The sequence below is a fragment of the Tolypothrix sp. PCC 7601 genome (assembly GCF_025677855.1).
GTDB lineage: Bacteria > Cyanobacteriota > Cyanobacteriia > Cyanobacteriales > Nostocaceae > Aulosira > Aulosira diplosiphon.
In genome coordinates this window covers 168086-194804 of record NZ_CP064881.1, presented here as the reverse complement: position 1 = coordinate 194804, position 26719 = coordinate 168086, and the positions used below count along the sequence as shown (strand labels likewise).

Sequence of the window (26719 nt, the reverse complement as noted above, 5' to 3'; positions counted from 1 at the left end):
CCCATCATCAGGAATTGGGCGACTAAATTCTATAGCTTGATGCATCTCTTCAGCATCAAGGCTAATGGCTTCAGTCGGTAAACGTTCAAATTCAAATGACATGGGTAAAGTATTCATAATGTTGCAAAAAGTAAATAATTGTAGAAACGTGATTCATCGCCTCTGTAATCAAGAATTGGTAAAATTGGGGTTTAATTGTTGACAAAGCCGTTGAGAAAAATGACTCATTTTTCCCTGGCTCTGCATACTTAATGCTTCAGTTTCTGCTTGCTTGATTAAACTTGTAATTTGTTCGTTTAGGATATCGGTAATTTGTCGATCTAAGTTAGCAAGACGCTCTGGTGTAGAATATTCTTGTGCTAGTTGGATGACGGCTGCTTTTAACTTTTGCAATGTTTTATGCTCGACATCAGCACGAAATTCTTTAAGTTTCAATAATCGAGTGACTTGATATTGAGCATTTAAGCCTAATTGTTGAGATATCGCATTCATGGATAGCCTCTGACAATGGAATAATTGCAGTGCTAGCAAAAATTGATTAGATTTCTCTGCATCTTTTTTATTTAGCTTGTTTACTCGTGATTGTGTGACTTCAGCTAAGGCTAAATCTAAACAATGCAAGATTTGGTTTCTATATAATTTTAAAAATATTTCTTCATCATTATTATCTGTCATCAGATTGTCAGAATCTGGTGCGGGGATTTGCTCAATTAAAGCAAAGTTTTCATTTAACTGCACATCTAAAGATTCTGTGGTTAAGAAACCACTTCTAACATGAATTCTATATTGTCGCAGCTTATCTGCTAAATTTTGGAGTTGTCGCATCACATTTTCAGGAGATAAGCGAGATATATTTTTTTGCTGGATTTTTGATTCTAATAATTGAGCCATTTTTGCTAATTGCTCAGTGGTGGGTGGTGGACATTTGCTGCGGTTTCCCTGGGCTAGTTGTTGCCAGCGTTCAGTACGATATACTTTGTGATAAGCAGCGAGTAATTTTTGGGCTTGCTCAATTTCTTTGGGTGTGAGGTAATGAAATTCGCCTAAAATTTTGGCTAATTGTTGAGGTTTGGTATCATTCAAAATTGCCCAGTCTCTCACTAAATACAATCCGCATTCTAAAAGAAATTTTTCTAGTTCATTATGCTGTTTTACCTTGCGGCTTACCCAAGTAGTCAGCAGGCTTTTTTCGGGGTCAAAAGTTTGTAAAACTTCTCGCCCAAAGGATTGATATTTAGTAGCTGGTTCTAAACTATCATCGTCATCCAAAACATAACGAAATAAATCGCGCTCAGTAAATCCGTGAAAATCCCCAAATTGGCGGGCGAGGTGTAAACAAGCTTGTTGAATTTGCCAGGATATAAAACAGAGTAAACAGCGTTGTGCTAGTAAGCTTGGCTGTGTGGCAGCATTGCGAGATAATTCTAGTAAGCGCTGCTGTATGATTGTGTCTGAGATTTCATCGATATTTGGTAAGTCTGCAAAGGTGGTAGTAAAAAAAGACTTGGCGTTTTCCAGTTCTGGGAATTTGAGATTCCCTGTGCCATCTAGGGTTACTAATGTCCAGTATTTTAACTTGCTCATTGGTAAATTTGTGTTTTTAATTATTAGTTGTTAATTGTCTCATCTCCCCTGGATTCGAGCCGTTATTGTTTCTTAACTCTCGGCGGGTTGGGGATATGCAGTTTTTGGGCGGGTAGTCAGGTGATTTTTTTGTAAAGTTTCGGCTTGGGGTTGAGGGTTGGATATAGGTTTTAAGTTAAGTCCCGAAATTCCGCCTGTCCCGATATATCGCCGTCACCCTAGAAGGGTGCGGCTAATTGAACAAGAGCTTACCTCCGTGGGCTAAGAAAATTCAGCCCACGAAGGTGGGCTTTGATAGCGTGAGCCAGTGGCTTATAGCCTGCGGGCGATATGTCGGGTAAGTGAGAAAACAATGTAGATCACCATTGAAAAATCATACTCACCATTCGCCAACGGTATCTCAAACTTGCATACCCCCCACCCTGCTTAGAAGTATGTAAAAGTAAGCCATCAAATCACGGAGGTATTGGGGAGCATCCCACTTTTTTACCTGTCATTGCGAGCGAAGCGTTCGCGTTAGCGTCTCGAAGAGAAGCAATCGCAAAGGATGGGATTGCTTCATTCCGCTTCGCTCCATTCGCAATGACAAACAAAATAACGGGGGTATTGCGGTTAATTTATGCCAAAACTTAGCCAAATTCATCAAATCTTTAGCATTTTTACTGAGCTAAAAAGCATAACCTAATTACTTAAGCCCCATCCACTCTTAACTTCATAATTCATCATTCCTCATGCGTTTTCACAAAATTGCTCTAAGTTTCCTCGCCCTAGTTATCGCCACAGCTTCCACACCGATAAATTTCAGCCTTTGGGGAACGCCAGGAGATTTACGAGTACTGGCGCAAACACCACAAGCTAAGAAAGCCGAAGCTGATAGATTGTTGGATCAAGGAGTTCAGCAGTTTCAAACCAGTCAATTTGAAGCTGCATTGCGATCGTGGCAACAAGCACTGATTATTTATCGAGAAATCAAAGACCGTCAAGGAGAGGGTGCGGCGCTGGGTAATCTCGGTAATGCTTACCATGCATTGGGAGACTACCCAAAAGCCATTGAGTACCAGCAGCAGAGATTAGCGATCGCCCGAGAAATTAAAGACCGATTAGGGGAGGGTGCGGCGCTGGGTAATCTCGGTCTTGCTTACTTTTCTTTGGGAGACTACCCAAAAGCGATTGAGTACCACTCAAAAAGTTTAGCGATCGCCCGGGAAATTCAAGATAGATTAGGCGAGGGTACGGCGCTGGGTAATCTCGGTAGTGCTTACTATGCTTTGGGAGACTACCCAAAAGCGATTGAGTACCACCAGCAGAGATTAGCGATCGCCCGAGAAATTAAAGATAGATTAGGGGAGGGACAGTCACTGGGTAATCTCGGTATTGCTTACGATGCATTGGGAGACTACCCAAAAGCCATTGAGTACCAGCAGCAGCACTTAGCGATCGCCCGGGAAATTAAAGACCGATTAGGGGAGGGAAAGTCACTGGGTAATCTCGGTCTTGCTTACTATTCTTTGGGAGACTACCCAAAAGCGATTGAGTACCACCAGCAGCACTTAGCGATCGCCCGGGAAATTAGAGATAGATTAGGTGAGGGACAGTCCCTGGGTAATCTCGGTATTGCTTACGATGCATTGGGAGACTACCCAAAAGCCATTGAGTACCATCAGCAGAGATTAGCGATCGCCCGGGAAATTAAAGATAGATTAGGTGAGGGACAGTCCCTGGGTAATCTCGGTCTTGTTTACCGTGCATTGGAAGACTACCCAAAAGCCATTGAGTACCATCAGCAGAGATTAGCGATCGCCCGGGAAATTAAAGATAGATTAGGGGAGGGAATTTCTTTAAACAATCTAGGAAATGCTTTCTACAAACAAGGAAATTTCCGCGCCGCAGAGAAAACCCTGTATGAGGGAATTAAGGTTTGGGAATCTCTGCGAGATAAAAAGTTAGCTGATACTAACAAAGTTTCTTTTTTTGACACCCAAAGCAGCACCTACAGAATTTTACAAGAAGTCCTAATTGCCCAAAATAAAACTGATGCGGCTTTAGAAATTGCCGAACGCGGTCGTGCTAGGGCGTTTGTTGAGTTGTTAGCATCTCGTGTATCTACTAATAATAAACAGGCGGATAAATCACCGCAAGCACCGACAATTGCCCAGATTAAACAAATTGCTAAACAGCAAAATGCTACTCTCGTGCAATATTCTATTATTTATGATGAATTCAAAGGAGCAGGTAAAGAACAATTCAAAGAATCAGACCTCTATATTTGGGTTGTCAAACCGAATGGTGAAATCACATTCCGCAAAGCTGACCTCAAACCCCTATGGCAAAAAGATAATACAACTTTAGATAAATTAGTGAATCAAAGCCGTCTAGGTATTGGTGTGGTTAGAGGTGGGCGTGCTGGCGGTATTATCTCCCAAGTCAATCCTGATGCTGCAAACTTGAAAAAGCCATTACAAAAACTGCATGAAATTTTAATTAAAGATATCGCTGATTTATTACCAAAAAATCCTAATGATAGAGTTATTTTCATTCCTCAAGGTTCTTTATTTCTTGCGCCCTTCCCAGCTTTGCGAGATGAACAAGGTAAATATTTAATTGAAAAACATACCATTCTCACCGCCCCAGCTATTCAGGTGTTAGATTTTACTCATCAATTAGTGGCAGGGAGACAAACTAATTATAATAACGCCTTAATTGTCGGTAATCCTACTATGCCTTTAGTGTCTACGGAACCTAACAAACCTGCAACACGGTTAGATCCACTACCAGGGGCGGAACTGGAAGCAAAGACGATTGCTAAGATGTTGAAAACTCAGGCGATTCTGGGTAAAGAGGCGACGAAAGCTAATATATTGCAACGCTTATCAACAGTTGATGTGATTCATCTTGCTACACACGGTTGGGCTGATGATAACCGGGGTTTGGGTAGCTGGATTGCTTTTGCACCATCGGGTAATGATGATGGTTTACTCAAGGCTGAGGAAATTTTAGATTTAAAAATCAAGGCTCAGTTAGTCGTTCTCAGTGCTTGTGAAACGGGGAAAGGGCAACTTTCGGGTGATGGGGTGATTGGGTTGTCGCGTTCGTTGATTTTGGCGGGTGTTCCGAGTGTGTTGGTGTCGCTGTGGCAAGTACCGGATGAACCGACACAATATTTAATGGTGGAGTTTTATAAGAGTTTGCAAACTCAGCCTGATAAAGCGTTGGCTTTGCGTCAGGCGATGTTGAAGACGAAGGAGAAGTTTCCGAACCCTGTGAATTGGGCGGCGTTTACGTTGATTGGGGAACGGTAATTCGTAATTCGTAATTCGTAATTCGTAATTCGTAATTCGTAATTCGTAATTCGTAATTGGTCATTTGTCATTTGTCATTGGTCATTATTTAGGGAATCTCTAATATCGATAGATTTTTTGTGAGGAGACGGGGTTTTGCTTTGTCCCGATAATATATTCTAGAGGGCATGGCAGTGCCAGTGCCCCTACAATCTGTTTTTTTTGCTGAAAATGCGCTGGCTTTATCATTTACAGATATTGAGGACTAATTTTTAGATTTTTGGTAAAGAGAAAAGGCGATTTCCTTCTCGTTTATCGAAATCAAGTACTCGTTTTCTTGTTTTAGGTAAGCAAAAAGCCATTTCACCTTCTCGTTAAGCCTTAACGCTTTCTCATTTTGGTGTTTTCCGCAAGTAAAATACCATTTCATCTACTCATTAAGCCTTAACGCTTACTCATTTCGGTAAATCACGCACTCATTTTAGTGTTTTCCGCAAGTAATAAGCCTTATCGCTTACTCATTTCGGTATATCGCGCAATCATTTTAGTGTTTTCCGCAGCTAAAAAGGTATATTGCTGGCTCAAAAATTGCGATGTTTGACAATAAGCGGCTGTGTAGTTACGCTTTGTTGTTTTTTGCGATGCCTAGGTTGGGCTACGCCTACGCATTTGTTCTCAAAACAAATTGGGTAATTGAAAAACACTAATAAATCATAGATTTCGCTTCGGGGCATGGCATTGCCCGTACGTGTCAACTTAACGTGAAACCCGCTTGGTGGAAAGGTTTTGCCCTCACCCCCAGCCCCTCTCCCTGTGGGAGAGGGGAGCCTGAGATTCAATTCCCCTTCTCCCTAGGGAGAAGGGGTTAGGGGATGAGGGCGAGAGGGTTTTGCACAACGCTTGCCCGATATAGCTTTCGGCTTAAGTTGACACCAATGGGCATTGCCATGCCCCTACCTGCTTACCTTATTTATCGGAAATACGCTGTATATCTAACGTAAAATATTGATGAGTTCTCTTTTAGAAGCAATATTAAAGCAAGCTCAAGGTTTGTCACGAGAGGAACAGCTGGAGTTAATTCAACATTTAACAGAGCAAGTATCTACCCAGTCAGAAACTCCAGCCAAACCAAAGCGTAAAGTGACTGAGTTTTATGGAGTTGTACCTAATTTATTATCGGGGATGGATGCTCAAGTTTGGGTTGACCAACTGCGTTCGGAGTGGGATGAACGTAAAGTTTTAGGTGCATTGGAAATTTGAAAATGTTTTTCTAACTGCATACCCCCTCACCCTTCAGAGATAAGTATCTCCAACACCAAAATTGGAGAAATCTTTGTGAAACGTTTGCTTTCTAGCGTTGTACTTACTAGCTATATTTTGGGTATTGCTAGCGTGGCTATCCTACCTCTGCAACGGCAAGTTACCGCACAAGTACAGAAAAATAATGAGCTTTTTTACACATTTTACGGTCAAAAAATTCCCTTGTCTGTGCGTCAAGATACTGTAGCTGTGGCTTTTAAACCAGTTAGGACAAGGGGAAAAGCTCTGTTTCAACAATTACAAGATGATTTACGCTCTGGTAGGGGAGGCGTTCGGGATCTGAGTCAAAGTAGTGGTGTTAATGTAGAAGTCAATCCTTTGGGTGCTAATTTTGCTTTAGTCAAACTACCCACATCAACCCGTAATTCTGTCACCAATTTACAACAGCTAATTCAAAAGCAACCTTATGTCCAAGAAACTTTACCTGTATTGACTCGCACCACGGGAGATAGTAATTCTGGATCAAAGCAACAAACGATTGTGCTACCAAATGAAATTATCGTCAACTTTGAACCAGGACTTTCTGATAGTCAAAAACAGTTAATTTTAGTCCGCAATAATCTAGAAGTTGTCAGACAGCTACGTTTTAGTAAAAATCATTATGTAGTACGTCCTAAATCAGTTTCTGGGACAGCAGTTTTATCTATCGCCAATCAATTAACGGATATGGCGGGAATCCAATCAGCGACTCCGAATTTTATTCAGACTACATCTTATCAAACTCTGGCGGCGAATTCATTAACGGAAACTCCCAACGCCAAAGCAAATCTGCAAAGTTTACTCGCTACTTTACCTCAACCTAAAGACACACCCCAGACTACATCTTTACTTCCTTTACAGTGGCATCTCAACAGTACACCTCGGCGCGGTCAATTTCTCCCTCGTACTGATATCCGCGCTACAGAAGCTTGGAAAAACAGCAATGGCGGACGGGATGTGGTTGTAGCAGTAATTGATAGTGTGATTCAATGGGATCATCCAGATTTAGCTAAGAATCTCTACAATTCTGGCAATAGCCCCGATAAATTACCCAATGAACAATACGGTTGGGATTTTTCTAGCGGTAAAGAAGGTGATGCAGATACGCGCCTTGGATCTGATGAATTAGCAACTGTGCAAGCTCATTTTCAAAACACCTTTGTACTTTCATCTGAGGAATTACTGAAAAAATATGCCAGTCTTGCTGAAGCATTAAAGCAGAGATTTCCTAATGCTTCCTCTGGTCAAATTGTACTCTACATCAAAAATTATATTCGCAATGAAATCGCCGCAGAATTTCACGGAACTTGGAGTGCGGGTGTGATTGCGGCAAATTCTGAAGATAAATCTGGTGTGTTGGGTGTTGCGCCTCATGCCAAAATTCTCCCAGTGCGGGTATTTGGCTTGGGCGGTAAGATTGACTCAGCATCTTTGATTGAAGCTATAGGTTATTCTAACGCCCGTGGTGCAGATATCATTAATATGAGTTTGGGTGGCTTATTACCAGATGAAGGTTTGACCGAGCAAATTTTTGATGTGCTGGATAATAACCCCAAATTAGTAATTGTGGCTTCCGCAGGTAACGAGAATTTAGACGGCGTGAGTTTCCCGGCGGCGATTCCTGGGGTAATCTCAGTAGGAGCGACAAACGTTGTCGGAAATCGCACCGCTTACAGCAGCTACGGTGGTGGTTTACAAGTTGTCGCTCCTGGTGGAGATTTAACAAATGCTGCTAGTGGAGGGATTTTAACGACTGGCGGAACTTTCCTTGATGGTTTCTGGCAAGGAATGAAGGTGCCAGATTATGCTTGGGGTGTGGCTTTAGATCCCTTGGGTAAATACGTACAAGTTCAGGGTACTTCCTTCTCTGCGCCAGTGGTGTCGGGTGTGGTGGCGTTGATGAAAGGGGAAGATGGACAACGGCGCTTAAATCGAGAGGGGATTGTGAAAATTCTCAAATCTACTGCCAGTTACAATGGCTTAACGCTGAGTAAAGGTGATATCAATCGCTACCGCTTACAAGCAGATGTGGGGTTTGGTGCAGCCGGGGATTTTCCATATGTGCGTCCTTCTGGGGTGTTTGGTAAGGCTAAACCTGTGTCAGCAGAACAGTATTATTTCGGTAGTGGGTTGATTAATGCTGAGGCGGCTGTGGCTCAAGTGAAGCGGTAATTTGTAATTCGTAATTCGTAATTTGGAATTTTTGCGAAGCGATCGCATTCAGTCGCTACTTCTTGAATATGGCGATCGCACATGTATGAGTAAAGTGCGATCGCAATAAAAGTGCATATCCCCACCCTGCTCAGAAATATATAAAAGTAAGCCAGCAAATAACGCTAGTTTTGCGGTTAATTTATGCCAAAATTTCGCCAAATTTACCCAATATGTAGCATTTTTACAAGCTAAAAAGCTTAAATTAATTACTTAAGCCCCTTAATTTCCCCGTCTAATCCTAACTTCATCCTTCAGTATGCGTTTTCCTAACATTGGTATAAGTTTCCTCGCCCTAGTTATCGCTACGGCTTCCACTCCCATAACTTTAAGCCTTTCCTCCTCACCAGGAGAGTTACGAGTTCTGGCGCAAACAACAGCTGACCGCAAAGCCGAAGCAGAAAGACTTCTGCAACAAGGTCGTGAGCAGTATCAAATCAGTCAATTAGAAGCAGCATTACAGTCTTGGCAACAAGCGCTGATTATATTTCGAGAAATCAAAGACCGTAAAGGTGAGGGAAAATCTCTGAACAATCTGGGAAATGTCTACTATGAGCAGGGAAATTACCCCAAGGCGATTGATTACTACCAGCAGAGTTTGGCGATCACACGGGAGATTAAAGACCAAAAGGGAGAAGTGAATGCTTTAGGCAATCTGGGAATTAATTACGATGCACTGGGAGATTACCTTAAAGCTATTGAGTACCAAGAGCAGAGTTTGAAACTCGCACGGGAAATCAAAGACAGGAAAGCGGAAGGGCAATCTTTAGGGGATCTGGGAAATTCTTACTATTCTTTGGGAGACTACACTAAGGCTATTGATTACCATCAGCAGAGTTTAAAAATCGCACGGGAAATTAACAACCGACAAGGGGAAGGGGATGCTGTCAACAATTTAGGAAATACCTATCAATCTCTAGGAAAATACACCCAGGCTATTGATTATTACAAGCAGAGTTTAGCATTTGCGCGGGAAATTAAAGACCGCAAAGGACAGGGGACTGCTCTCAACAATCTAGGAAATTCTTACACTTCTTTGGGAGACTATCCCAAAGCAATTGAGTACCTGGAGCAGAGTTTGAAGCTTGCACGAGAAATCAAAAACCGAAACGGCCAGGGGAATGCTCTCAACAATTTGGGAAATGCCTATCAAGCTCTAGGAAAATACACCCAGGCGATTGATTATTATCAGCAGAGTTTGGAGATCGTGCGGGACATCAAAGACCGAAACGGGGAAGGGAAAGTTCTCAACAATTTGGGAAGGACTTACCGCGCTCTGGGAGACTACAATAAAGCCATTGATTATTATCAGCAGAGCTTGGTAATCAGCCGTGAAATCAAAGACCGAAACGGCGTGGGAGTTGCTCTCAACAATTTGGGAATTACTTACTATGCTTTGGGAGACTACACCAAAGCCATTGATTACCTGCAACAGAGTTTGCTAATCAGCCGTGAAATCAAAAACCGAAACGGAGAGGGAAATACTTTAGGTAATTTGGGAAATACCTACCATGCTTTGGGAGATTACCCTAAAGCCATTGATTACCACCGACAGCATTTGGCGATCGCACAAGAAATTAAAGACCGAAACGGTGAGGGGAAAGGTCTAGGCAATTTGGGAAATGCCTACTATGCTTTGGGAGACTACGCCAAAGGCATTGATTATCACCAGCAGAATTTGGCGATCGCTCGTGAAATTAAAGACCGAAACGGAGAGGGAAATGCTCTGGGTAATCTAGGAATTATCTACCATATTTTGGGAAACTACGCCAAAGCCATTGATTACCACCGCCAGCATTTAGCGATCGCACGGGAAATCAAAGACCGAAACGGAGAAGGGAAGGCTCTAAGCAATCTGGGAAATACCTACCATGCTTTGGGAGATTACCCTAAAGCCATTGATTACCACCGCCAGCATTTGGCGATCGCACGGGAAATCAAAGACCGAAATGGAGAGGGATCTGCTCTGGGTAATCTGGGAAATGCCTACCATGCTTTAGGAGACTACGCCAAAGCGATTGATTACCATCGCCAGCATTTGGCGATCGCTCGTGAAATTCAAGACCGAAACGGAGAAGGGACTGCTCTGGGCAATTTGGGAATGGCTTACCGTGTGCTGGGAGACTACCCCAAAGCGATTGATTATCATCAGCAGTATTTGGCGATCGCACGGGAAATCAAAGACCTTTCAGGAGAAGGAAGAAGTCTAAATAATTTAGGATTTGCTTTCTACAAACAAGGCAATTTCCAAGAGGCTAAAAAAACTCTCTATGCTGGCATTACAGTTTGGGAATCTCTCCGGGAAAGATTAGGTAAAAATGATAGCTACAAAATCTCAATTTTTGAGGAACAAGCTAAGACTTACCGCACACTGCAACAAGTCCTGATTGCTCAGGGTAAAACTCAAGAAGCTTTAGAAATTTCTGAGCGAGGGCGTAGTAGGGCATTTATTGAGTTATTGACTTCACGTTTGTCTAGCAAAAGTACAAGTCAAAATCAAGAATTTCCTGTTGATAAACCTACATTATCCTTGCTACAACAAATCGCCAAACAACAAAAAGCGACACTGGTTGAATATTCAATTATTTATGATGAATTTAAGATTCAGGGTAAACCAGAAACCAAAGAATCAGAACTCTACATTTGGGTAATCAAACCCACAGGTGAAGTTACCTTTCGCAAAGCTGACCTGAAACCTTTATGGCAAAAAGATAATATAACTTTAAATGAATTAGTCACCAAAAGTCGTGAGTCAATCGGTGTCATAGGTCGTGGGATTACAGTAACTCACAACCCCAATCCGACTAAAGTAAAACAGCGCTTTCAAAAGCTGCACGAATTACTCATTAATCCTATTGCTGACTTGCTACCAAAAAATCCTGATGAGCGAGTCACATTTATACCGCAATCATCTTTATTCCTTGTCCCCTTCGCAGCTTTACAAGATCAGCAAGGTAAATATTTAATTGAAAAACACACTATCCTCACTGCCCCAGCAATTCAAGTATTAGATTTAACTCACAAACAACGGCAGAAAGTTTCTGGTAATCAAGCTTTAGTCGTGGGTAACCCAATTATGCCTAAAGTTGCTCCTTCTATTGGAAAAGTAGCGCAACAACTTTCTACTTTACCAGGTGCGGAAAAAGAAGCAAAAGAAATAGCGCAACTGTTAAATACCAAAGCCATCACAGGTAAAGAAGCAACCAAAGCCGCATTTATTCAAAAATTACCCCAAGCGAGATTTATTCATCTAGCTACCCACGGCTTACTTGATGATTTTAAAGGTTTGGGTGTCCCCGGTGCTGTGGCTCTCGCCCCTGATGGTAAAGATAACGGCTTGCTGACTGCAAATGAAATTTTAGATTTAAACATCAACGCCGAATTAGTTGTATTAAGTGCTTGCGATACCGCACAAGGTAAACTTACAGGAGATGGTGTTATTGGTTTATCTCGCGCCTTAATTTCTGCGGGTGCGCCAAGTGTGATTGTTACATTATGGTCAATTCCCGATAGTCCTTCGGCATTATTGATGGGGGAATTTTACCGCCAGTTACAGAAAAATCCTGATAAAGCACAGGCGTTGCGTCAAGCAATGTTGGTGACGATGAAACAGCATCCTCATCCTAGCGCTTGGGCTGCATTTACTTTGATTGGGGAAGCGAAGTAAGCGCTCTGGCATTGTCAGTCGGTGCAATTCAATTGCAGATATAACAAAGCGATCGCATCTCCTCAAATTTCTCAAACATTAGGGTGTGTCATAATTCTGCGATCGTACAGAACTATATTACATTCGCTTCACTTCAAGACTGCATACCCCGCATCCTGCTGGGAGCTACATAACAGTAATCCATCAAATAACAGTGATATTACGGTTGAATTATCCCAAAATTTAGCCAAATTCATCAAATCTTTAGCATTTTTACCTATTCAAAAGGCTTAAGTTAATTACTTAAGCCCGATGATTACCCTGCCCAACCTTAACTTTATAATTGATTCTTCATTCAGTATGCGTTTTCACAACATTAGTCTGAGTTTCCTGGCTCTGGTTATCGCCACGGCTTCCACTCCGATAAATTTCAGCCTTTGGGCCTCACCAGGAGAATTACGAGTACTAGCGCAAACACAAGCGGATCGCAAAGCCGAAGCAGACAGGTTGCTAAAGCAAGGTAAAGAGCAGTATCAAATCAGTCAATTTGAAGCTGCATTACAGTCTTGGCAACAAGCGCTGATTATCTATCGAGAAATAAAAAACCGTCAAGGTGAGGCGGATACTCTGCGTGGAGTGGGGGCTGCTTACTATGAGCTGGCCGACTACACCAAAGCGATTAATTACAACCAGCAGAGTTTGCTGATCGCACAGGAAATCAAAGACCGCTTAGGTGAGGGGCATACTCTGCGTGGTTTGGGAAATGCTTACTTATCCTTCAGAAACTATGCCAAGGCAATTGATTGCTACCAGAAGAGTTTGGCGATCGCGCGGGAAATCAAAGACCGCCAAGGCGAGGGGAGATCTCTGGGCAATTTGGGAATTGTTTACAAGAACCAGGGAGATTACACTAAGGCAATTGAGCACTACCAGCAGAGTTTAGTGATGGCGCGGGAAATCAAAGACCGCAAAGGAGAGGAGAATGTTCTAGGCAATCTAGGAGTTGCTTACTATGAGTTGAGAAATTATGCTAAGGCGATTGAGTATCAGCAGCAAAGTCTAGCGCTCGCGCGGGAAATTAACGACCGCAAAGGAGAGGGGCAGTCTCTGGGTAATTTGGGACTTGCTTATTCTGATCTGGGAGAATACGCCAAAGCAATTGAGTACTACCAGCAGAGTCTAGTGATCGCGCGGGAAACCAAAGACCGCTACACGGAGGGGACATTTCTGGGTAATCTGGGAAATGCTTACGAATCCGTAGGAGATTACACCAAAGCGATTGAGTACCACTCCTCAAGTTTGGCTATTGCTAGAGAAATCAAAGACAGAAACGGGGAAGGGAATGCTCTGGGCAATCTGGGAAATCTTAACTATTATCTGGGAGAATATGCCAAGGCAATTGATTATTACCAGCAAAGTTTGGCGATTAAAAGGGAAATCAATGACCGCCTAGATGAGGGAGCAGTTCTGGGCAATCTGGGAAATTCTTACTTCTCCTTGGGAGAATACACCAAAGCGATTGAGTCTCACCAGCAGTATTTGGCGATCGCACAGAAAATCAATGACCGCAAAGGGCAGGAGAATGCTCTAGGTAATCTGGGAAATGCCTACTATGCTCTAGGGGACTACCCTAAAGCCATTGAATACCACTCCTCAAGTTTGGCGATCGCACGGGAAATTAAAGACCTCAAAGGGGAAGGGCAGTCTCTGGGTAATCTGGGAAATGCTTACGATGCTCTAGGAGACTACACCAAGGCTATTGAATACCAGCAACAGTATTTGGTGATCGCGCGGAAAATTAAAGACCGAAACGGAGAGGGGAAAGCTCTAGGTAGTTTGGGACTTGCTTACGATGCACTGGGAGACTACGCCAAGGCGATTGAATATCAGAAGCAGAGATTGGCAATGGCGCGTGAAATCAAAGACCTCACTGGAGAAGGAATAAGTCTGAATAATTTAGGATTAACTCTCTACAAAGCAGGCAATCTCCAAGAAGCTGAAAAAACCCTCTATACTGGCATTGAAGTTTGGGAATCTCTTAGAGGAAGATTGGGTAAAAATGATAGCTACAAAATCTCAATTTTTGAGGTTCAAGCTAAAACTTACCCCATACTGCAACAAGTCCTGATTGCTCAAAATAAAACTAAGGAAGCTCTAGAAATTTCTGAGCGGGGACGTAGTAGGGCATTTGTAGAGTTATTAGCTTCTCGCTTTTCTAGCAAAACTACAGGACGAATCCTCGAAAATCCTGTTGATCAACCTACAATATCCCTACTGCAACAAATCGCCAAACAACAAAATGCTACTCTGGTTGAATATTCAATTATTAATGGTGAGATCAAAGTTCAGGGTAAACCACAAATTAAGGAATCAGAACTCTACATTTGGGTAATCAAACCTACAGGTGAAGTTACCTTCCTGTACGTTTAAAATAAAGTCTTGAAATTTCAGAGACGCAAAAACTTGATTTTACGTGTCTATCTCCAGAATCTGGAAAGAATAAAGTCCTAAACTTTGATGAAGAGAAATGCTGAGACTACAGAAGTCTAAAATAATAAAGTCTTAAAATATTGCATAAATCGAAGCTCGGTATAGCATTTATAGCTATTGTGTCGTTTCCAGAGGAATTTGAAAAAATGCTTCGGCTCTCCAGCCCAAAAATTGCATAAACAGCAGATGGTGAACAGGACTACAAGTGCTTTGGGGTTGCAGTAACTTAAACAACCAACTTTTCTGAGGATTCGGCAGTTCAAGTGGACATTTAAGTTGTTGTAGTAAATCTCTACAGTAGTGCTGCTTAAGCAAACTTAATAACTCCATCTCCCTGTCCCGGCGATTTTTGTTAGCACCAAGTTTTTGAGAGATGAGATAAAAATATCGCTTTAATATCGATTCCAAGCAATTAGAGTTATAGGGCTGATTCAGCAACCAAGCACTATCAGTCGCAAGGGTTAACAAGACTTGGTGAGAAGAATTATTGAGATTAACATCTGTTGGTGAGGGAATTGTTTGTATTACCCTGTTTGCAGAGACAAACTCATAGACTGGTTGATGCCTTCGTGGATTAAGATCACTAGATACCAAAAATACTTGGTGAGTGGGGCAGACTTCTACACCAGGAGCTTGATGAAGTCGATGCCAGTAAGGTTCGCCAAATTCTTGCTCATCCTCCACAGCACACAAAGGACAAAATCTTAGCGAATAAGGAAATGGAATAGCAACCTTGAACAATCCAAAGATTTGATAGAACCATGAACCCCCAGAATTTCTCATTAATTGTAGGCGGTAATTTTGTTCTTCCGGGTTAAAAAAAGGACTGTACAGGGGAAACAGAGTATGGCGATTGACCAAACGCTCTACGGTATAACGATGTCCTTTAGGCAATACCGCAACTAGCCTATCGAGATTCCAGGGTAAATCAATTACCGCCTTTGCTGCATAATAACCTTGTAATTCAATGGCTACAGCATTTTTACTCGGATACTGCATATAGTCGTGGTAACGTCCGCACATACTGTAGAGCAATTCATCTCTAAAAGGGTCGGGAAATAAGCCAATCATCCAGAAATATCCTCGAAAAGATACTCTGTTGCCGCTTTAATGAATCCTGCTCGTTGTAACGATTCGTAAGCACCAACCTTCTGCTTGACTCCTGACGCTACAATCTCCGGCAGTCCTGATTCATCAGGTTTCACAGACTGGCTACCAAAAGATGTTGAGGGTTTAGCGTGTGGCGGTTTTTTAGGGCAACTGTCAGCTTGTGAATTAGCAACAGTAGACTCATTAGGAGTGTTTTCTTTTACACTACCATTGATAACTTGTAACGTTAATTTCTCAGCAGCTTCTTGAAAGTAAGGTTCGATATCAACTAGATATACATCCTCAAACTTCTGCAACTCCACTTTATCTCCTCGTTTGAGAGCAGAAAGGACAGGAGCAGCCAAGCACAGGCAATCTTTGGCAACAGAACGAATAATAGCTTCTGTTACCTTTTCCTTACCAGTAGTAATAGCTCGAATTTGAGCCAACATATAAACCTTAATTGCAAAATCAGTGATACCTTGTGTTTCGTAATACAAAGTATGTGCCAGTTGAGGGTTGAGTGGACATGGGTAAAGAGTATATTGATACCGCCACAAAGATTCTATGAAGAACTGCCAAGTATCATTCTCCGGCATGGGATGCCAAAGTAAATCACCCTGTCCTGTTCCCCGGCGCATTTGCCGAAACTCACCACTGAGAACAGACCAAGCCTTATAAGTGCCAACTAAAACAACGGGTAAGCCAATTGTGTTGATTAATCCGACGAAGAAGTTGAGCATTTTCTTGTGTCCGCCGCTCTTGGCTTCGCTCAAATTCTGGAGTTCATCAATTACCAGCACTCCTAAACAATGAAGTGAGGCAACCCGCGCCATTGCTGGAATTAACTCATCTACAGTTCGCCGTCCCTTGCCGGCGTAGTGCTGGTAGTAAGAAGTGTCAAGGAGATCATCAACTGCTTGAAAAAAGTTCAAGCACAATCCCTTGATAGAACCATCAAAAGGGCAATCGAGTTTTAGCCAGACAATTTGTCCTAGGGTAAAGTCACGATTGCGGTAATAACTGTGATTAATTACTTGGGGGTAGAGTTGCAAAACCGATTCAACGGCTGTTGTCTTGCCTACACCACTCATACCAATTATGGTAAAGCCATTGGCAGTAGAGCGTAAGCGACTAGGTGGTACTTGGTTAGTTACAAGAGCTTCTACCTTTTGGCTGATATCATGAAAGAACTCACGGCTAGCAGGGTTGCGGGCGCGATACCCACTCCGAATTAGACGAGCAAATCGCTGTTCTAAATCTATGTGTACTGGCAGAGGTTGAAAAAATTGCAATACCTCCTGAATTAAGTGCAGACGCTCGTGATTAGGTAGCAATCGCTCTTGTGCATCATATCTGGGAAGTAAAGACAGCGAAATGAAGGCTTGTTCTTCGGTTAATAAAGGGGGCAGTGCCTCAATTAGAGGATTATCACGGTAAATAGAAATTTGTTCGGGATTATACTGGGCAAAGACTTCTCTACCCCGAAACACTAGCAGATGTGGCGAGTGGGCTGGCTCAGGAGTCATTATTCCAACTCTCCTCACGTAACCGACGCAATTTATCAAAGGGTTGTGGGGGTGGAACATACTCCTGTTCTTCACCCTCAAGTTGACTATCTCTAACTATGGGTACGACTCTTTGGGCGTTGTCAGATACTTCTGGTCTAAAGTAGTCTGCTCCACTTAGCCGCTCATGGTCACGCTCCAGTTGCCGTGACGAGCGAATATTTTTCACCCGCTTGTGAGGATTCAGGTCACAACGTGCCGCCTCAGTTTGAGTGCTAGCTTCACAAACAATTTCCTCGACAGTAGCATGGAAAACCGCTTGACTCCTTTGACTGCGGGTTTGAGCAACTTGTTGACGTTGTTGTTTTAATGCCAAATAATCTGTTGCTTCGTGCCAATCCCGTCCAGTGAAAGTCTTCGATACGGGCAGAAGATGGCAGACTTCCATCCGTTTACCACCTTCATTACGTAAATAGATGGTATCAATTTGGCGCGGGTCATAAGCAATCGAGAGCTTCCATCTACCTTCTAATCTGGCTTTGATAAACCATTGCTCTCGCACTGCCAGTTCACAAGTATAAAACAGACCGCGATAGTAAATTCCTTGATGGGTGACAGAGGCACTGTCAGTTGGTAATAAATTTAACCTGACAATTTCTCTTGGCATTACCCTTGGACAACCTTGATTTTGAACGCCCCAGTGCCATAAGTTAATCGGATATGGTTCAACACCATCTGCAATCATATATTCATTTGCTGGATAAGTATCCAATCGATGTTGATTGTTATGGTCGAGGATACAAAGCAGCATCAACTTGCGAAACTGGTTAAGATCCAAAACAGCATCTAATCGATAATCCTTGTCACCCCGTTCGTAAGTTTGATGAACAGCCCCAGGCATCCAATGTATCAGCTTGTCATTACTGAGTCGAAAGTAACGCTCGACTATAGGTTTCCAATCTGGGCGAAAGGGCGGAGTATTGTCTACTCGAATACCCAAAGCATTTACTAGATTATTAGCATTGTTACTGAGTAGTTCTCCCCGGTCAGCCAGGATAGCTTCTGGTAGATGATGACTAGGCCACTGAGCCTCAGTGATCTCAATGCCGTATTCTTGGCAAAATTTCACCTTATTTGCAGTGGCATTTTCCAGTGCTAACATTGCTCCCAACCAACTAGGGCCTTCCAAGCTGACGCTAAAACCTACAATTAAACGGCTGAAAACGTCAACTACCAGATAAATCACTGGGCGACCGATGAGCCGATTTCGGTCTAATGAACTAACTAAATAAATGTCGCCAATAGTCGCATCAATTTGATACAAGCTGCCGGGGCCACTGGCAATGTTGGTCGCATTTCCCGTAACAGCACGATGACGAAGATTAAATCGATGTTCGCCGACACGAGATTTGAGTGTGCGGCATAAATCACGGTCTTTTTTGTACCAGTAGTAAAATTGAGCGTAGGTTGGCAGTTCCTCGGCAGGCGGTAAGATTGGCACTAACACACCGTTAATCGTTTCATATCCCTGATGAAAAAATTTTTCTAGGGTTAGTTGATAACTTTGCTTGAGTGTTCTCCCACTACGGGTTTCATAAAACAGTTGAATCCCTCGGCGAAAATATTCTCTGACTTGTTGGTCAACATTCACACCTATTGCTTGCTGTTCTCCCAGTGTGAGTTTGTTTGGACGACCTCGTTTACGGTGATTGTTCTGTCGCAACTTCCCAGAACCACCGCATTGGTCAAAGCGAGGAAGTAAGGCATTTTTTACTTGTCCACCTTGCCAATAACGCCGTAAGTAGTTGTAAATAGTTGCTGATGTTCGTCCTGTCTTGACAACGGTATCTGCAACCAACCGACCGCGAATAGTCCGAATGAAGATTTGCTCACCTTTTTCAATCAGAGGCTCAATTACTTGCCAAGCCTCATCGCGGTGCTGTTTATGCTTTTCATCAATCTCTTCTTCCTTTTGCACCCATACGACATACGGGTCAACTTCTAAAATCTGGACGGCGTTGGCTGCCAAGGCAATTTCTATCTCTGAACATTTTTGCCACATTGGGAGTGCAGTGGTATTGTTCAGTTCAATGGTAACTACATCATTGTTGCCCAAATTCAACCACAAAATTCTTTCAATGCGATTGCATTTGCTGTCGTCTAGCCATTCTAGTAGCAGATTTTTGCCGAAACTCATCCTACTTCTCCCATTTGTAATTCGGATACTTGAGGTGACACTTTTAACAGCAGCAGTGGCTCTCGTGGCTGGATTGCTCTATTCATATCGACTATCCAATGTCGGGACGCTAGCAAATGACGAGCGACACAAAGGCTTGTCCCTGGTGGTAAACCCAATTGGTTGTCACAATCAGTAGTAATTGCTGCTAATGGAGTATCAGTTTGCATCACCTGTTGAGTTAGCACATAGCTGATTTGCTCAATCTCTATTTCTGTTAGTGATAGGCTACTGGGGTGGCGAAATGGATGTATCCAAGCGACGTTATCTGCAAATGCTTTACTGATTTCATTTTCTGTGACAATTCCCCAGCTAATTCCTCGTCCTTGCCAGTAAAGACGCTCTATCTCCAATTTTTCTAATACTCGTGCTGATGACAATTTTTCTTTTGGTTTTACTGTCCGAGCTTGTTCTGTGACTCCTATTGATTGGTTAACTGTCACTACAAAATCCGTTGTCATGACGATTGGGTCTTTTGTTCGCGGATTGGCTGGGTGTCGGATATTCAATTGCTGGGCAATTTCTTGTGTCTCTTCTAAAGGCAGTAATGGGTACTGTTCTCGAATATCTGCGACTAACACTGACCAATCAAGAAGATAAAAGTAGCGCAGCTCTAAGGAGCTAAATAATTCATGGGTGAACGAAAAAAAGTGTGGGGAAGAAAAAACGAGTTAGCGTATCATTTACGCTAACTAAGCTCTGACTGATGTAGATGTTAACTCTTACTTCGATATGAATTATTTTTGAAATCTTGCCGCTTCTTCAACTAGGTCATTGAGTCCTAGCTCTAGTGTATGAAGCACCTGGTTTAACGCTTCGATTTTTGTCCGATTTTTCATCATCTCAACTGCTTTTAAGAAAGCTGGACTACCTGCTTTACCAATATATTGATGACAACTTTTATTACCATTTTTGGTAACAAAGATAGGTGATCCTGATTGCCACTTGTAATACCAATAAGCTCCGCCCTTACCTTTGGCGCGGTAACGAACAATCCAACAACCAGAAAAAGCTACATCACTCTTGTTAAGAGTAGAGATTTCTTGGTTGATTTCTTCTCTTTTGGCAATTAAAAGTTCTACTCTGTGTGCTAAATCTGAAAGACTCTGTTCTCTTGTTTTGACCACTATTAAATACAAGCTTAAAAGTCCAAGGTTAGCGTGAATCTTACACTAACTTAATTTGATTGTAAGATAAGGATGACCAAAAATTTGACCATCGCTCAGAAGAACTTAAATATGCTGCCCTAAGAGCCATAACTCCTTCGGCTCCAAAAAAGACCAATGCATACCTGCTTGTTTTAATCTTTGTGTAACCACACGCCGATTAGAACTTTCAACAACTCCTGAACCAATCATTAAACCAGCTTTTAAATAAGAGCGATAATCAATTCGACTTTGATTATTAGTTAAATAACGCTCTAAATCGGTAATTGCTTTGGTTAAATCTTTCTTCTTTTTTGGGAATTGATGACAATTTTCAATTACTGTAGTCCATTCAGATTTCTTCAGTAATTGTTGTTGGGTTTTCACCCAATCTTTTTTGAGTGTCTTCTTTATTCGGATAAGCGGCTTTCGCCACTGACCACACATATTCTGAGAGATGAAAAAAGTCGAGAATTTCCACCGAACCTGGAAATTGTTCTGATGCCATCGACCAAATCCAATGTGCGCCATCACCAATCACTACAGTTTTTGTGGGTTTTGTAAGAGCTACTTGATGATATAAATGGGAGACTCTATCCCTAAATTCTCTCCGCGATTTTAAAGTAGCTACATATTCCCTTTCCCGGATCACACCTCTTTTTTTTACCAACTTTTTTGATGGTCTTTACTCCAGAAAATTACACCAACTTTTGCTTCTTTATATCCTTGTTTTTGATTCAAGGGAGTCATGACTCCATCAACTCCCACATATAATAAATCTGGTGGCTCATCCTCTAAATTAGGGACTTCAAACTCTGAAGAAGTGTCTGGCAAACATTCTCCATCGAACTCTTGTGTTTGTAGTTCATTTCCGATTTTTTTCTACTTGATTAGCTAAAGTTTTTTCTGCTAACTCTAACGTTGTCCATTTTTGAAACAAGGAGTGAGAGTTAGGAAACTCACTACTGATTCCCAAAGCGCAGGCTAATTCTAATACCATTGGTAGCCATTTATCTTTTGGTAGACCTAACTCTTCATCAACCTTGACCTTAATACCATCTCTTGTAACGTAAGCTCTACGTACAAGAACCATTTCACCTAATGGAGTGTAATATCTTTTTTCTCGTTTAGTTCTCGGATGTGAGTATTGGGCTTCTTTTTCTTCTATTTTGGCTTGAAATAAGCTTTTTTGCACCTCGTTCCCTAATTTTAGCCACATACTGTAGAATTCGCGCACAAATTCTTCTAAATGGTTCCACTCCGGTAAGGAATTGAGTGTGTCATGAATGTGAGACAGAATTGATTGGAGGTTGTTCATGGGTAGTTTGGTTGCATCGCATCAAGAGCTATGTTAGCGTATTAAATCCGCTAACTACTCTCCCACACCTTTTTTCGTTCACCCGTTACTAACACAAAACTGTTGTGGGATGGAAGGTTTTGGACATTGGTCAATTTCGGTGAGACAACCACAACACTCTTGCCGGAGATTGGGCAACCAATGCAATTGCCAACAGGCTTTTTTCTTCAGTTACTTGAGACTGGAGCTATCAACATCAGTGCAGCATCCACTACACAGACAGATTCAGCACAAGTGCGTTCAGTAATGGATGCGGCTAGTCCTGCCCATCTTAAAGAAGCCAACCGCAGATTTCATTTAGTTCAAGCGTATCTTGAACACCAGCCAGATGTATATAAAGACATTGCCCTTCGCACCTTGAGGCGCTGGGTCAAGCAGTTCCGTGAGGCGCAAGCCAACTACGGCTGCGGGTATGTTGGTTTGTTGCCAAAAATAGCCCAACGAGGCAACCGCACACCCAAAGCCCCAACAGCCACACGGGAATTACTCGATACCTTAATTACAGAATATTTTGAGACACCCAGGCTTGCACCAGCCCTGAGCGTATATCGGTCATATTTACAAGCTTGCTCTCAACAAAACATTCAACCACTTTCTGTACGTACATTCTATCAACGCCTCAAGCAACGCCGCTCACCCACTCAAATAGAAAAACGTCAGGGAGCAAAAGCCGCTTATCAACAACAGCCTTGGCTATGGGAGCTAACCCTGAGTACCCCCCGACATGGAGACCGTCCCTTAGCTATTGTCCACATCGACCATACCCAGCTTGATATTGAATTACGCTGTTCAGCTACAGGGCGTAACTTAGGACGACCTTGGCTAACTATGTTGATTGATGCTTACTCCCGCAGCATCTTAGCAGTTTATCTGACGTTTGATGCCCCAAGTTACCGCTCCTGCATGATGGGATTACGCCTACTTGTTCAGAGATTTAGTCGCTTACCACAAGCAGTGGTAGTAGATGGAGGAAAAGAATTCAACAGCGTCTATTTTGATACTTTATTAGCACGTTACCACTGTATTAAAAAGACTCGTCCTGGTGCTAAACCCCGGTTTGGTTCAGTAATTGAACGATTGTTTGGTACGACTAATACTGAGTTCATCTTCAACCTACTAGGAAATACTCAAGCCAGCAAACAACCACGTCAACTGACCAAAGCTATCAACCCCAAACAACTTGCTGTTTGGACACTGGCTTCTTTGTACACCTACCTAACCCAATGGGCTTATCAGGTTTATGACCAAAACGAACACACAGCTTTGGGCATGACACCACGAGCCGCTTATGCAATGGGACTCATTGAAACAGGGGAAAGGGAACATCGCCTGATTCCTTACAATGAAGAGTTTTTGATGATGACCCGCCCTAGTACCAAATTGGGTCATGCGTTAGTGCAGCCTGGAAAGGGAATTAAAGTCAACTACCTCTATTACTGGAGTGATGCTTTTCGCAACCCGGAAGTAGAACGTACCAAAGTCAGTGTTCGTTATGACCCATTTGATATGGGGGTAGCTTACGCTTATGTCCAAGGACGTTGGGTTAAATGTATTTCTCAGTATTACAGCACCTTTTCGGGACGCTCAGAAAAAGAACTATTGCTGGCATCTCAAGAAATCAAACAATTTGGGAAGCTAACGAAAACAAGAACTTCAATCTCCGCTAAACGGCTGGCAGACTTTCTTTTCAATGCCCAAGAACATGAAGCTTTGCTATTGCAACGATTACGTGACCTAGAGGGAAAACAGGTACTTGAAGCCATAGCCACTAAGTCTAAAGTTTTGCCGACTACAGAAACAATCATCCCCACAGAACCAAGCCCCCCAACAGAACTAGCGACAGTGATAGAAACTGTGGAGATTTCTCGCCTGCCTGTGTTTGAGGAGTATCGTTGATGGAAAACTGGCTTCATGGCAACCTGACAGTTGCAGCCAATGAAAAGCTAACCCGCTTTAAAGAATATGCAGTGTCCCACCCGCAGTTAGCCCTCTTTTGTCACTCTAGGCAGAGGAAAAGTAGAAATCAGGGTGAATCAGGGATATAAAAATTGAACTGGTGAGGCTATAAATAATAGATTGAAGTTTAAAAAAACCCAAAGCTAATTGAGGAATAGGAAAAACCGTTAACCAGGGATATATCAGATTAAATAAAGTAAAAGGTTGAATAATCAAACGAAGATTGTTAAGAATGTTCTTCCAGCCATTTCCATTATCCCACCAAGGATGTGAAACAAATTTTGACTCTCGTTGTGATGGAGACTGAAACAGTTGCTCCGAATGCAGACTAACCATTAAATAAGCACTGCAAATAATTTCCCACCATCGCTCAATATCTGGGTAGTGAGTCAGGCGAAAATCTGACCAACCTAATTCATTCTTACTTTGTTTTAACCCGTACTCGACCCAAGTTCTTAAACCGTAAAAATTTCCAACTTCTCTTGGCGTAATGTCTGGATATTTACTCATCACATACCAAGTAGTGTTATCAGGCAAATTTTCTGGATCTGTAGTAATTTGCCAATATCTAAGTTCTCCACGTTTTCCCGGAATAATTTCTCTAATAAATCGATTTTCCCGACTCAAGTCAGAGAATACCCTTTGAAACTTCTGCCACTTTAAATATTGAATATGTTGTCGTGGAAGTATTTCTACATAATGATTTGACCGAATCGCTACTATATAGTTCAAGTTTAGTTCATCTAATACAGATATGAAATTCTTACCACTCTCTCCATATAAGCTATCTGCAAGTACTAAGTTGAATTTAAAACCCATTGATTGTAGCTTTTTTATCAGTATTGCTGCTATTTCTGGTTTAGTGCGGTACTTATCTCCTGCCTGTAATCTTTCCCTGGGTTTATACACTTCAAACAGTAATGGAAATGTCATCCCACAGAAAACACCATATACTGTCACTGCCACAATTCCATTATCTGTTTTTCCCAAATTTCCTATATACTGCCGTTTCACATAATCTGTCTTGCTCCCTTTCTTTTTTATCCCCTGTCTCATCAATAATTAAAATGATTGGTCTACCTTTTAGCACTTGTAAAATTAACTCTAACCTTAAGGTTCTTAACTTTTCTATATCCCAAGGTGATGTAGTTAGAAAATGATGCAACCCTTGCTGGTTATCTAATCCTACGATTTTTGCTATTTCTGGCAATGTTTTACGTTTTAGATCAGAAATGCAGCCTACATGGAGATATTTAAAAGCCTCGAAACTCCTAACATCTGGAAACAGACTTTTATACCACTGGCAATATTCGTCCACAAATTTGACTGTTGGTGCGGCTGGACGGGGCTGTACCATGCTCTGTGTCTTGGTTCTAGCATTTTTACCTTATTATACTACTGCCAGAGTGACAAAACAGGGTTAAGAGTTGGTTAGTTGAGCAATAGCAGCACAGAGCAATACCTACCTTCCCGTGTAATACATGGTTAAGCGGTAGTTTACCCGCGTATTACACGGTGCTATTCTGACTCGGACTGTGTAATACTTGGTAGTTTGTTATTTCTCACAATTTTTTCTAAATAGTCTGCCCTAGTCAAACCGTAGCATTCTGCCACAATCCCTAATGCCTTCCAGGTGTTGTCAGTTAATCTCAAGGAACGTACTTCTCGGTAATCATCATTTTTAAGCGCGAACTTCCCCTGGATATCCCGTTTGAGCGTCATATTTCCGTGTATTACACCGTTTGATAAACTTCTATCTTCCCATGTATTACACGGAAAAGCGAGTGATAGTTTTCATTTTATTACTCAGATATGTTTTATGAACTATATCTTGGCAGCCTATATGGTGAAGAATAAAGTGGCAGTTGTTGCCACTTTATCCTTCAAGTAACACTTAAACCTTTATGGCAAAAAGAAAATACAACCTTAGCTCAATTAGTCACCAACAGCCGCGAGTCAATAGGCGTTAGAGGTCGGGGAATTAAAGTTACTCACAACCCCAATCCAGCTCAAGTTAAACAACGCTTTCAACGACTTCACGAATTATTAATTAATCCCATTGCTGACTTGCTACCAAAAAATCCTGATGACCGTGTAACATTTATACCCCAATCATCTTTATTTCTTGTTCCCTTCGCTGCTTTACAAGATAAGCAAGGTAAATATTTAATTGAAAAACACACTATCCTCACTGCACCATCAATTCAAGTATTAGATTTAACTCACAAACAACGGCAGAAAGTTTCTGGTAATCAAGCCCTAGTTATGGGTAATCCGATCATGCCTAGCGTTCCCCCTAAAATTGGCGAAGCACCGCAACAATTACAAAATCTACCTGGTGCGGAAACGGAAGCTAAACAAATAGCGCAACTGTTAAACACCAAAGCCATCACAGGTAAAGATGCAACCAAAGCCGCATTTATTCAAAAATTACCGCAAGCGAGATTTATTCATCTAGCTACCCACGGCTTACTTGATGATTTTAAAGGTTTAGGTGTCCCCGGTGCGGTAGCTCTCGCCCCTGATGGTAAAGATAACGGCTTGCTGACTGGCAATGAAATTTTAGATTTAACCATCAACGCCGAATTAGTTGTATTAAGTGCTTGCGATACCGCCCAAGGTAAACTCACCGGCGATGGTGTCATTGGTTTATCTCGCGCCTTAATTTCTGTCGGTGCGCCCAGTGTGATTGTCACACTATGGTCAATTCCCGATAGTCCTTCGGCATTATTAATGGAGGAGTTTTACCGCCAGTTACAGAAAAATCCAGATAAAGCACAAGCACTGCGTCAAGCGATGTTGGTAACGATGAAACAGCATCCTCATCCTAGCGCTTGGGCTGCATTTACTTTGATTGGGGAAGCTGAGTGAGAACTCCAGTTATTTGGTGTCGCCAGCTAACGACGTTTTTGCGATCGCT

The 26719-nt window shown here is 42.2% G+C and carries 13 protein-coding genes and 4 pseudogenes; 7 read left to right on the top strand and 10 right to left on the bottom strand.

Annotated elements, in window-relative coordinates:
• Positions 1-168: 168 nt before the first annotated feature.
• Positions 169-1584 (bottom strand): hypothetical protein, encoded by a 1416-nt coding sequence (locus HG267_RS38345; RefSeq protein ID WP_045873628.1) that lies wholly within the window; start codon positions 1582-1584, stop codon positions 169-171.
• Between the two features lie 731 nt (positions 1585-2315).
• Between HG267_RS38345 and HG267_RS38340 the strand changes: the two genes are divergently transcribed.
• The 3 genes from HG267_RS38340 (at position 2316) to HG267_RS38330 (ending at position 8333) form a co-directional block, all read left to right on the top strand.
• Positions 2316-4883, top strand: a complete 2568-nt coding sequence (locus HG267_RS38340) for a CHAT domain-containing protein (RefSeq protein ID WP_045873627.1) — start codon at positions 2316-2318, stop codon at positions 4881-4883.
• Positions 4884-5870: 987 nt separating this feature from the next.
• Positions 5871-6122, top strand: coding sequence for a hypothetical protein (locus HG267_RS38335; RefSeq protein ID WP_045873626.1), 252 nt, complete (start codon positions 5871-5873; stop codon positions 6120-6122).
• Positions 6123-6197: 75 nt separating this feature from the next.
• Complete coding sequence (locus tag HG267_RS38330; RefSeq protein ID WP_045873625.1) at positions 6198-8333, top strand: S8 family peptidase; 2136 nt, start codon at positions 6198-6200, stop codon at positions 8331-8333.
• Here the strand turns inward: HG267_RS38330 and HG267_RS38325 are convergent.
• Entirely contained in the window at positions 8318-8458 is a 141-nt protein-coding gene (locus tag HG267_RS38325) for a hypothetical protein (RefSeq protein WP_155539585.1), read from the bottom strand. The two genes, HG267_RS38330 and HG267_RS38325, sit on opposite strands and share 16 nt — an antisense overlap.
• A 173-nt stretch (positions 8459-8631) precedes the next feature.
• On the opposite strand from HG267_RS38325, the gene HG267_RS38320 reads away from it, so the two are divergent.
• Together HG267_RS38320 and HG267_RS38315 are read left to right on the top strand one after the other, a co-directional pair.
• Positions 8632-12039 (top strand): CHAT domain-containing protein, encoded by a 3408-nt coding sequence (locus HG267_RS38320; protein ID WP_045873624.1) that lies wholly within the window; start codon positions 8632-8634, stop codon positions 12037-12039.
• Between the two features lie 339 nt (positions 12040-12378).
• A complete protein-coding gene (locus tag HG267_RS38315; protein WP_045873680.1) occupies positions 12379-14448 on the top strand; it encodes a tetratricopeptide repeat protein in 2070 nt (689 codons plus the stop codon).
• Positions 14449-14622: 174 nt separating this feature from the next.
• On the opposite strand, the gene HG267_RS38310 is transcribed toward HG267_RS38315, so the two are convergent.
• The 6 genes and pseudogenes from HG267_RS38310 to HG267_RS38285 all read right to left on the bottom strand — a co-directional run bounded on the left by HG267_RS38310 (position 14623) and on the right by HG267_RS38285 (position 21804).
• Entirely contained in the window at positions 14623-15579 is a 957-nt protein-coding gene (locus tag HG267_RS38310) for a TnsD family Tn7-like transposition protein (RefSeq protein ID WP_045873623.1), read from the bottom strand.
• Positions 15576-17126 carry an ATP-binding protein gene (locus tag HG267_RS38305; protein WP_045873622.1) on the bottom strand — a complete coding sequence of 517 codons (1551 nt, stop codon included), beginning with the start codon at positions 17124-17126 and terminating at the stop codon, positions 15576-15578. The genes HG267_RS38310 and HG267_RS38305 overlap by 4 nt, the downstream gene beginning before the upstream one ends.
• The gene (locus HG267_RS38300) at positions 17116-19302 is read right to left on the bottom strand and encodes a Mu transposase C-terminal domain-containing protein (RefSeq protein ID WP_045873621.1); all 2187 of its coding nucleotides are present in this window, start codon (positions 19300-19302) and stop codon (positions 17116-17118) included. Before HG267_RS38300 ends, HG267_RS38305 begins: the two co-directional genes overlap by 11 nt.
• Positions 19299-19922, bottom strand: coding sequence for a heteromeric transposase endonuclease subunit TnsA (locus tag HG267_RS38295; protein WP_052335381.1), 624 nt, complete (start codon positions 19920-19922; stop codon positions 19299-19301). Before HG267_RS38295 ends, HG267_RS38300 begins: the two co-directional genes overlap by 4 nt.
• Positions 19923-20078: 156 nt before the next feature.
• On the bottom strand, positions 20079-20468 hold the full coding sequence (locus HG267_RS38290; protein ID WP_045873620.1) for a hypothetical protein: 390 nt from the start codon (positions 20466-20468) through the stop codon (positions 20079-20081).
• 40 nt (positions 20469-20508) lie between these two features.
• Positions 20509-21804, bottom strand: a pseudogene (locus HG267_RS38285) (ISKra4 family transposase).
• A gap of 126 nt (positions 21805-21930) precedes the next feature.
• On the opposite strand from HG267_RS38285, the gene HG267_RS38280 reads away from it, so the two are divergent.
• Positions 21931-23739 carry a Mu transposase C-terminal domain-containing protein gene (locus HG267_RS38280; RefSeq protein ID WP_228045829.1) on the top strand — a complete coding sequence of 603 codons (1809 nt, stop codon included), beginning with the start codon at positions 21931-21933 and terminating at the stop codon, positions 23737-23739.
• A gap of 105 nt (positions 23740-23844) precedes the next feature.
• Here the strand turns inward: HG267_RS38280 and HG267_RS38275 are convergent.
• A pseudogene (locus HG267_RS38275) lies at positions 23845-25156 on the bottom strand (IS701 family transposase).
• Between the two features lie 170 nt (positions 25157-25326).
• Positions 25327-25521 (bottom strand): annotated as a pseudogene (locus HG267_RS38270) (hypothetical protein); the annotation flags it as partial.
• 171 nt (positions 25522-25692) lie between these two features.
• Between HG267_RS38270 and HG267_RS38265 the strand changes: the two are divergent.
• Positions 25693-26670 (top strand): annotated as a pseudogene (locus tag HG267_RS38265) (CHAT domain-containing protein); the annotation flags it as partial.
• Positions 26671-26719: the final 49 nt, after the last annotated feature.